This is a genomic window from Streptomyces sp. SID14436 (genome assembly GCF_010548465.1).
GTDB lineage: Bacteria > Actinomycetota > Actinomycetes > Streptomycetales > Streptomycetaceae > Streptomyces.
In genome coordinates this window covers 1-8362 of the sequence record NZ_JAAGMD010000583.1, presented here as the reverse complement: position 1 = coordinate 8362, position 8362 = coordinate 1, and the positions used below count along the sequence as shown (strand labels likewise).

Here is an 8362-nt window from a genome sequence, read left to right as displayed (position 1 = left end):
CGGCCCCGTCACGCGGCGCGTGCGGCAGGCCGCCCCGGTCCCCGTCGAGCGCTCGCACGGACCGGGACGGCCCGGGTTCGTCGGGGCAGGGCCGGTGCAGCGGCCGGACGAAGAAGCGGGTGAGCCGCCACGCGGCGAACAGCGCGCCGGCGGCGACCGGGAGGCGCAGCAGCCCGGTTGCGGAGCCCGCCGGACCGAAGGCGGCGAGCAGGACGGCCGCGCCCATGGCGAGCAGCCAGGCGATCAGGGTCAACAGGGAGAGCACGACCGCGACCGGGGCCCCGCCCATCCCCCAGGCCCGCACGTCCGCGTCCGCGTCGAAGGCGCGGGCGGTGGTGAGTCCGAGGGCGACCAGGAGCCAGAAGCAGCCGGCGACGACCAGGGCGGCGGTGAACAGCAGGACCGGCAGGCCGGTGGCGGTCTCGATCAGTACGCGCATTCCCGGCCCCCTCCGTCCCGCTCGTCGTCCCGCTCCGTCTTCGCGCTCGCCGCGCGCGTCCGCGGTGCACCTCTCGGCCGGCACCACCCGGCGGCACCGGGCGATTCCGGTTCCGGTACCCGCACCTGCCGGTGCCCGGCACCGGAACCGTCCGCGGTGCTCCCCGCGGTCCATGATGCCCGACACTGATCCACTGGCGCATTGCCGGATCCCGGCAATGTTCACTAGTGTCTGCATGCCGGGGGCGCGCCAACACCGCGTCAGGAACGCGTCAGAGGCGCGTCAAGATCGAGGGGGCACAGTGGCGGATCGCGAGATTCCGGAGGACTATCTCGAAGGTTATGCCCAGATCCTGACCGAGGTCGCGGCCACGGGCCGCCGCCTCACCCGGGACGAGATCTCGTCCCGGCGGACCCTGGGGGAACGGGCCGCCGAGGCCGGCTTCGGACTGCGCCGCCTGGTCAGCGCCCATCTGTCGGCCGCGCGGGAGGCCTGGCCGCACAGCTCCGACTCGCCCGCCGAGGCGCTGGCCGCCGTCCAGCAGGTGGTGGACGCCTTCGCCGAGGGCTACGAGCGGGCCCAGCGCATGGCGGTCCGTCAGGAGGAGGCGGCCCGGCGGGAGTTCATCGACGACCTGCTGCACGGCCGCAGCGACCTGGGCCGGCTCGCCGAACGCGCCGAACGCTTCGGCCTGCGGCTGGGCCACGCCCACGCGGTCGCCGTGGCCCAGGGTTCCGTCGCCTACGACGAGGGCGATCCGGTGGCCCGCCGGGTGGAACTCGCCCTGATCTCACGGTTCGACGACCGCAACATCCTGCTCACCACCAAGGACGGGCGGCTGCTCTGCATCGCGCCCGGACACCACGAGGAGGTCCTCAACCACTTCGCCAAGCAGGCGCACGCCGCCACCGACGGCGGCCAGGTCGCCATCGGGCGCTCGCGGACGGGCCCGGGCGGGGTCGTCCAGTCGTACGAGGAGGCGCTCAGCACGCTGGAGATCGCCGAACGGCTGGGGCTGGACGATCCGGTGCTGCGCGCCGGGGACCTGCTCGTCTACCCGGTGCTCTCCCGCGACCGCCAGGCCATGGCCGACCTGGTGCAGAACACCCTGGGCCCGCTGACCACGGCCCGCGGCGGCCCGCTGCCGCTGCTGGACACGCTCACCGCGTACTTCGACTCCGGGTGCGTCGCCGCGGAGGCGGCCCGCCGGCTGTCCCTGAGCGTGCGCGCGCTGACCTACCGCCTGGAACGCATCCGCTCCCTGACGGGCGCCAACCCGGCGGATCCGGCGCACCGTTACATGCTCCAGACGGCGGTCATCGGAGCCCGGCTGCTGGACTGGCCGGCCACGGAGCTGTGAGAACGCCGGGTCGCGGGGCGACGACTCCCCTCACGGGCGGCGCTCCTCCGGCTCCCGTCAGCCCGTCGGCCCGGTGCGGGCCCCGTGGCCGGACGCTCAGGGAGCGGACGGCTCGATCTCCCCGGCGAAGACGATGATCTGGTCGATGAGGCTCCGCCGCAGATGGACGACGTCCGTTCCCGCCAGGCGGGGGCCGCCCTCCGGCGTGGTGAAGACCCACTGGTACCGGGCCCACTCGTCCGGCATGTCCACCGCCGAGCAGCGCACCATCGTGCCGGTCCCCGCCGGGTGCCGCCGGATGTCCGGCACGAACTGCTCGACCGCCGCGATCCCCTCGCTGCGCCCCAACGGGCCCCAGAAGACCACGTCGGTGGTCAGGGCCTGGGAGAGCAGAGCGGTCACACAGCCGTCGTCCGAGGCGTTGAACGCGGAGATGAACGTGTCGATCGCCGAGCGTGCGGTCTCTTCCTGCATCCCCAGTCATAGCAGCCGCAGCGCGTGCGCCGGCCCCACGGGCGTCTGCCCGCTCACGCTGAACGACCGCCGTCACCGTTCCCGTCGCCGTCCTGGAGACCGGCCACGAGTTCCCGGCGCAGGGCGTCGGCCGTCAGGCCGGTCAGGCGGGGGACCTCCTTGTTCCAGTGGGCGGCGGTGTCCGTCAGGCCCTCGGCCAGGGCGCGTCGGAGGTGGGGGCGGGTGAAGAGCAGGACGAGCGCCGCCACCGGGCGGAACAGGTACCGCCCGCGGATCCGCACCGTGACGGTCACCTGCCAGTGGCCGTCGGCGGGTGCGGGCGCCGGGGTCACCCTCAGGTCCGCCCGCGCGATCCCGCAGCGCAGCCGGACGCGCAGGGGTGCCGTGCGCGGCACCCGGCCGGTGTCGGTCGCCGCCCACCAGTCGTCCAGCTGAAGCCGTGCCCGGCCCTCGAACCGGGACAGCGGCGCCCACACGCCCTCCAGGTGCGCCCGCCCGGTGACTTCGGCGTCGCGCGGGCGGTCCGGTCCGCGCAAGGCGCACCGGGCCGTGATCTCCCCCTCCGCGCCGGTCGAGGCGATGTCCAGCCGCAGGGCGCGGCTCCGGTCCCACTCCGCGACCGTGACCCGGATCCGTTCCTCCGGCGCGGTCTCCTGGCCGGCGGCCTCGACCGGCCCGTCATCGCCGCCGTCGGCCTCGTAGACCGCTCCGCGGCGCAGGTGGCGGCCCTCGGCCAGCCGTACGTCCGGCACCGGGCGCCCGTCCGGCAGCACCACCCGGCCGCCGGGTTCGGCGCGGGTGGCTTCCGCCAGGTCGAGGGTGACGGCGAGGGCGTCGGTGCACCAGGCGCGCGGGACGGGGGAGAGCAGCACCGTGTGGCGGAGAGTGACCATGGCACCAGGGTGACGGTGTGCGTCACGGCCGGTCCAGGCCGGTGCTCGGCAGAACCGGCGGCCGGCCGCCTGCCCGTGACCGGCAGGCAGCCGCCGGCTCAGCCGTCGACGAGGGTGATGTCGTGGCGCTGGACCGCGTGGAAGGCGGGCAGGGGCAGGCCGCCCGCGGGCCGCAGTTCCATCAGCGTGGCCTCGACGTCGGCGGCGCCGGGCGTGAAGGTGTCGACGGGCACGGTGCCCGTGTTCTCCCAGCGGTGCAGCAGGCCGTCGCACACCGCGCGGGTGCCGCCGATGCCGTAGCGGACGGTGGACGGGCTCTGGTGCAGCGAGGAGCTGACGAAGACCGGCCCGGCGGCCGCGAGGCAGCGGTAGGTGCCGGTGAGCGTCACGGTGCCGTCGGCGGCGACGCGGCCCACGGAGTCGACGGTGACGACCTCGTAGGGGGCGGTGGACGCCGTGGCCGCGGGGGCCGCGGCGGCGGAGCCGAGCAGGAGCAGCGCGGCACCGGCGGCGGCGCCGAGCGCGGTGCGGAGGGACGAGGAGCGCAGCGACACGGGGGGTACCTCCCGGTATGGGGTGGATTGCGGCTTCCACCAGTACCGGTCGGGAGGGCCACCGGCCGTGACCCTCACCCCTTCGGTGGCGAGTCCGCCCCGTGCGTCGGGGAACCGTCCCGGGAATGTCCGGGAGCTGTCACGCTTGGCGCCCGCCCGTTCCGCGGCGCGCGGGACGGGCGCATCGTCGAGGGGTACGGCCCGTTCGGAACGACCCCGATGTGGAGGTGCGCCATGTGTGCCCACCAGCCGTCCTGCGCCCGGACCGACTCCCCCGCCCCGCATGTGGCGGCCGCCCGCCCCGAGCAGGGCTGGACCCTGCTGTGCGACGGCGCGATCGTCTTCGACGACACCGGTGAACTGCTGCCCGACGGGCGGGTGGTCGCACCGCACCGCGCCCCCGCCGGCCCTCTCGTGGTGGCCGCCTGACCCTCTGGCGCGGGCACGGGGACGCGGACGCGTCGCGCGCGGGTGGCGCGGCCGGTCAGTCCAGCACGGCGAAGCCGTCGAGTTCCACCAGCGCCCGTTCGTCCCACAGGCGGACCACCTCGACGACGGCCATCGCCGGGTAGTCGCGGCCCACCGCCTCCCGCCAGATGCGGCCGATCTCCCGGGCCCGCGCCCGGTACCCGGCGATGTCGGTGGCGTAGACGGTGACGCGGGCGAGGTCGGCCGGCGTGCCGCCGGCGGCGCGCAGCGCGTCGAGGAGGTTGTCCAGGGCCCGGGTGAACTGCTCGGGCAGGGTGTCGCCGGCGATCTTGCCGTCGCCGTCGAGTGCGGTCTGGCCGGCCAGGAACACCACCCGGGAGCCGGTCGCGACGACCGCGTGGGAGAAGCCGGCCGGCGGGGAGAGGTCGGGCGGGTTGATGCGCTCGGCGGTCAACGGTCCTCCAGAGACTTGTACAACTCCTTGGCGATGATGCTGCGTTGCACCTCGCTGGCGCCCTCGTAGACGCGGGGGGCGCGGACCTCCCGGTAGAGGTGTTCGAGCAGGTGGCCGCGGCGCAGGGCGCGGGCCCCGTGCAGTTGCACCGCGCGGTCCACGACGTACTGCGCGGTCTCGGTGGCCAGCAGTTTCGCCATGGCCGCGCGCCGGGGCACGTCCGGATCGCCCGCGTCGTGGGCCGCGGCCGCCGCGTAGACCATCAGCCGGGCCGCCTCGGTGCGCACGGCCATCTCGGCGACCTGGTGGGAGACGGCCTGGAGCTCGCTGAGCCGGCCGCCGAACGCCTCCCGGCCGGCGGTGTGCACGAGGGTCGCGTCGAGTGCCGCCTGGGCCATGCCGACGGCGAAGGCGCCGACGCTGGGCCGGAACAGGTTGAGGGTGTCCATCGCGACCCGGAAGCCGCGGCCGGGCTCGCCGAGCAGGTCGTCGGCGGTGACCTCGACGGCGTCGAAGCACAGCGACCCGATGGGGTGCGGGGAAAGCATGTCGAGGGGCTCCCCGGTCAGTCCGGGGCGGTCGGCGGGGACCAGGAAGGCGGTCACCCCACGGGCCCCGTCGCCGGGCCCGGTACGGGCGAAGACGGTGTAGAAGTCGGCCTCGGGCGCGTTGGAGATCCAGCACTTCTCGCCGGTGAGGCGCCAGCGGTCCGCGCCGTCCGGGCGGGCCGCGAGTGCCAGCGCGGCCGCGTCGGACCCGGCGCCGGGCTCGCTGAGCGCGAACGCGGCGACCGCGCTGCCGTCGCTCACCCGGGGGAGCCAGCGGGCGCGCTGGGCCTCGGTGCCGTGGGCGTGCACGGGGTGGGCGCCGAGCCCCTGCAGGGCGAGGGCGGTCTCGGCCTCGGTGCAGGCGCGGGCGAGGGACTCCCGCATCAGGCACAGGTCGAGGGCGCCGGAGGTGAACAGGCGGGACAGCAGGCCGAGGCCGCCGAGTTCCGCGACCAGGGCGCGGTTGACGTGCCCGGGTTCGCCCTTGTCGGCGAGCGGGCGCAGGCGTTCGGCGGCCAGGTCCCGGAGCTCGGCGCACCAGGCGGCTTGTGCCGGTTCGAGCGAGAATGCGGTCATCGCCGGTCCCTTCTCTCCCCGCCGGGCCGCCCCCTCGGGTTCCGCCCCGGATGACCGTCCGAGGTTATCGCGAACCGTTGACTGTCGTCACCAACACGATACGCTCCTTCTGCGAGCCCACCACGCCGAGGGGGCGAACCGTCATGAATCCACGGGCCACCGCGCACGTCGACACCTTCGCCCGCGACCACCTCCCGCCACCCGGTCAGTGGCCGGAACTCCGCTTCGACCTGCCGGAGCTGGCGTATCCCGAGCGGCTGAACTGCGCCGCCGAGCTCCTGGAGGGTCCGCCCGGCGACCGGCCGGCGTTCCGCACCCCCGACGGGGACCCGTGGACCTACGGCGAGCTGCGGGCCCGCGTCGACCGGCTCGCGCACGTCCTCACCGGCGACCTCGGGGTGGTGCCCGGCAACCGGGTGCTGCTGCGCGGGCCCACCACCCCCTGGCTCGCGGCCTGCTGGCTGGCGGTGCTGAAGGCGGGCGCCATCGCCGTCACCGTGCTGGCCCAGCAGCGCCCGCACGAGCTGAGCACCATCTGCGAGATCGCCGGGGTCCGGCACGCCCTGTGCGACGTCCGGTCGGTCGACGACCTCGCCAAGGCCGAGATCCCCGGGCTGCGGATCACCACGTACGGCGGTGACACCCCGGACGACCTGCTGCGCCGCCCGGCGCCCGGCACCCCGTACGAGGCGGTGCCCACCGCCGCCGACGACGTGGCGCTGATCGCCTTCACCTCCGGCACCACCGGGCGCCCCAAGGGCTGCATGCACTTCCACCGGGACGTGCTGGCGATCGCGGACACCTTCTCCCGCCACGTCCTGCGGCCCCGGGCCGACGACGTGTTCGCGGGCAGTCCCCCGCTCGGCTTCACCTTCGGGCTCGGCGGGCTGGTGGTGTTCCCGCTGCGGGCGGGGGCGAGCGCGCTGCTGCTCGAACAGGCCCACCCGGACCAGATGCTGCCCGCGATCGCCGCGCACCGGGTGTCGGTGCTGTTCACCGCGCCCACCGCCTACCGGGCGATGCTCGACGGGCTCGACTCCCACGACGTCACCTCGCTGCGGCGCTGCGTCTCGGCGGGCGAGAACCTCCCGGCCGCGACCTGGCGGGCCTGGCGGGAACGCACCGGCGTGCGCATCATCAACGGCATCGGCGCCACCGAACTGCTGCACATCTTCATCTCCGCCGCCGACGAGCGGATCCGCCCCGGCACCACGGGCGTCCCGGTCCCCGGCTGGCAGGCGCGCGTGCAGGACGCCGACGGCGCGCCGCTCCCGGACGGCGAGCCGGGACTGCTGGCGGTGCGCGGACCGGTCGGCTGCCGCTACCTCGCCGACCCGCGCCAGCTCGCCTACGTGCGCGACGGGTGGAACATCACCGGCGACACCTACGTCCGCGAACCCGACGGCTACTTCCGGTACGTCGCCCGCGCCGACGACATGATCATCTCGGCCGGGTACAACATCGCCGGACCGGAGGTCGAGGACGCCCTGCTGCGGCACCCCGACGTCGTCGAGGCGGCCGTCGTGGGACGGCCCGACGAGGCGCGCGGCCAGGTGGTCGTGGCGTACGCGGTGCTCAAGGACGGCGCCGAACGGGACGGGGACGCGCTGCGCGCCTTCGTGAAGTCGCAGCTCGCGCCGTTCAAGTGCCCCCGCGAGATCGTGTTCCTGGACGCCCTGCCGCGCACCGCGACCGGCAAGCTCCAGCGCTTCCGGCTGCGGTCGGCCCCGGCCGCGGGAGCCGACCGGGCATGACGCGGTGGGACGGGCACCGCCCGCACGACCTAAGATGATCAACGTGTCCGACCAGCCTGCTCCACGGTCTCTCATCGTCACGCTCTACGGCGCGTACGGCCGCTTCGTGCCGGGCCCGGTGCCCGTCGCGGAGCTGATCCGGCTCCTGGCGGCGGTGGGCGTGGACGCCCCTTCCGTCCGCTCCTCGGTGTCCCGGCTCAAACGGCGCGGACTGCTCGTCCCGGCCCGCACCGCCCAGGGCGCCGCCGGGTACGAACTGTCCGCCGACGCGCGCCAGTTGCTGGAGGACGGCGACCGCCGCATCTACGCCACCGTCCCGCCGGAGGACGAGGGCTGGGTGCTCGCGGTGTTCTCCGTGCCGGAGTCGGAGCGGCAGAAGCGGCACGTGCTGCGCTCCCGCCTGTCCGGCCTCGGCTTCGGCACGGCCGCGCCCGGGGTGTGGATCGCCCCCGCCCGGCTGTACGAGGAGACGCGGCACACCCTGGAGCGGCTGGGCCTGGCCGAGTACGTCGACTTCTTCCGCGGCGCCCACCTCGGCTTCGCCGCCACCGCCGACGCGGTCGCCCGCTGGTGGGACCTGGCCCGCATCGCCAAGGAGCACGAGGCGTTCCTGGCCCGCCACGAGGAGGTGCTGCGCACCTGGGAGGGGCGCGCGGACACCCCGCCCGAGGAGGCGTACCGCGACTACCTCCTCGCCCTCGACTCCTGGCGCCACCTGCCCTACACCGACCCGGGCCTGCCCGCGGCCCTGCTGCCGGGCGACTGGCCCGGGGCGCGGTCGGCGGCCGTCTTCCAGGGCCTGCACGCCCGCCTGCGGGACGCGGGCGCCGCCTTCGTGGGGCTCTGACCCGGGGACGGTCCCGGCGTGACGCCCTGGGTCG

10 protein-coding genes are annotated in these 8362 nt (G+C 75.3%); 4 read left to right on the top strand and 6 right to left on the bottom strand.

Features of this window, described 5'->3' with window-relative positions; all coding sequences use genetic code 11:
- On the bottom strand, window positions 1-439 hold a 439-nt coding region (locus G3I53_RS20630), incomplete at its 3' end, for a hypothetical protein (protein ID WP_164438634.1).
- Between the two features lie 301 nt (window positions 440-740).
- Between G3I53_RS20630 and G3I53_RS20625 the strand changes: the two genes are divergently transcribed.
- Window positions 741-1799, top strand: a complete 1059-nt coding sequence (locus G3I53_RS20625; RefSeq protein ID WP_164438633.1) for a helix-turn-helix domain-containing protein — start codon at window positions 741-743, stop codon at window positions 1797-1799.
- 96 nt (window positions 1800-1895) lie between these two features.
- Here G3I53_RS20625 and G3I53_RS20620 read toward each other — a convergent pair whose 3' ends face one another.
- From G3I53_RS20620 to G3I53_RS20610, 3 genes are all read right to left on the bottom strand, one after another.
- Window positions 1896-2273 carry a nuclear transport factor 2 family protein gene (locus G3I53_RS20620; protein ID WP_164338107.1) on the bottom strand — a complete coding sequence of 126 codons (378 nt, stop codon included), beginning with the start codon at window positions 2271-2273 and terminating at the stop codon, window positions 1896-1898.
- A gap of 53 nt (window positions 2274-2326) precedes the next feature.
- Complete coding sequence (locus G3I53_RS20615) at window positions 2327-3166, bottom strand: hypothetical protein (RefSeq protein ID WP_164338106.1); 840 nt, start codon at window positions 3164-3166, stop codon at window positions 2327-2329.
- A gap of 98 nt (window positions 3167-3264) precedes the next feature.
- Complete coding sequence (locus G3I53_RS20610) at window positions 3265-3720, bottom strand: DUF6299 family protein (RefSeq protein WP_343239547.1); 456 nt, start codon at window positions 3718-3720, stop codon at window positions 3265-3267.
- 234 nt (window positions 3721-3954) lie between these two features.
- Here G3I53_RS20610 and G3I53_RS20605 point away from each other — a divergent pair, with 234 nt between their 5' ends.
- Window positions 3955-4149 (top strand): DUF5999 family protein, encoded by a 195-nt coding sequence (locus G3I53_RS20605; protein ID WP_164338105.1) that lies wholly within the window; start codon window positions 3955-3957, stop codon window positions 4147-4149.
- Between the two features lie 55 nt (window positions 4150-4204).
- Here G3I53_RS20605 and G3I53_RS20600 read toward each other — a convergent pair whose 3' ends face one another.
- Both G3I53_RS20600 and G3I53_RS20595 read right to left on the bottom strand, forming a co-directional pair.
- The gene (locus G3I53_RS20600) at window positions 4205-4603 is read right to left on the bottom strand and encodes a RidA family protein (protein WP_164338104.1); all 399 of its coding nucleotides are present in this window, start codon (window positions 4601-4603) and stop codon (window positions 4205-4207) included.
- The gene (locus tag G3I53_RS20595) at window positions 4600-5727 is read right to left on the bottom strand and encodes an acyl-CoA dehydrogenase family protein (RefSeq protein ID WP_164338103.1); all 1128 of its coding nucleotides are present in this window, start codon (window positions 5725-5727) and stop codon (window positions 4600-4602) included. The genes G3I53_RS20600 and G3I53_RS20595 overlap by 4 nt, the downstream gene beginning before the upstream one ends.
- A gap of 143 nt (window positions 5728-5870) precedes the next feature.
- On the opposite strand from G3I53_RS20595, the gene G3I53_RS20590 reads away from it, so the two are divergent.
- Both G3I53_RS20590 and G3I53_RS20585 read left to right on the top strand, forming a co-directional pair.
- Window positions 5871-7481 carry an AMP-binding protein gene (locus G3I53_RS20590; RefSeq protein ID WP_164338102.1) on the top strand — a complete coding sequence of 537 codons (1611 nt, stop codon included), beginning with the start codon at window positions 5871-5873 and terminating at the stop codon, window positions 7479-7481.
- 34 nt (window positions 7482-7515) lie between these two features.
- Window positions 7516-8328, top strand: coding sequence for a PaaX family transcriptional regulator C-terminal domain-containing protein (locus tag G3I53_RS20585; RefSeq protein WP_164338101.1), 813 nt, complete (start codon window positions 7516-7518; stop codon window positions 8326-8328).
- The last annotated feature ends 34 nt before the right edge of the window (window positions 8329-8362 follow it).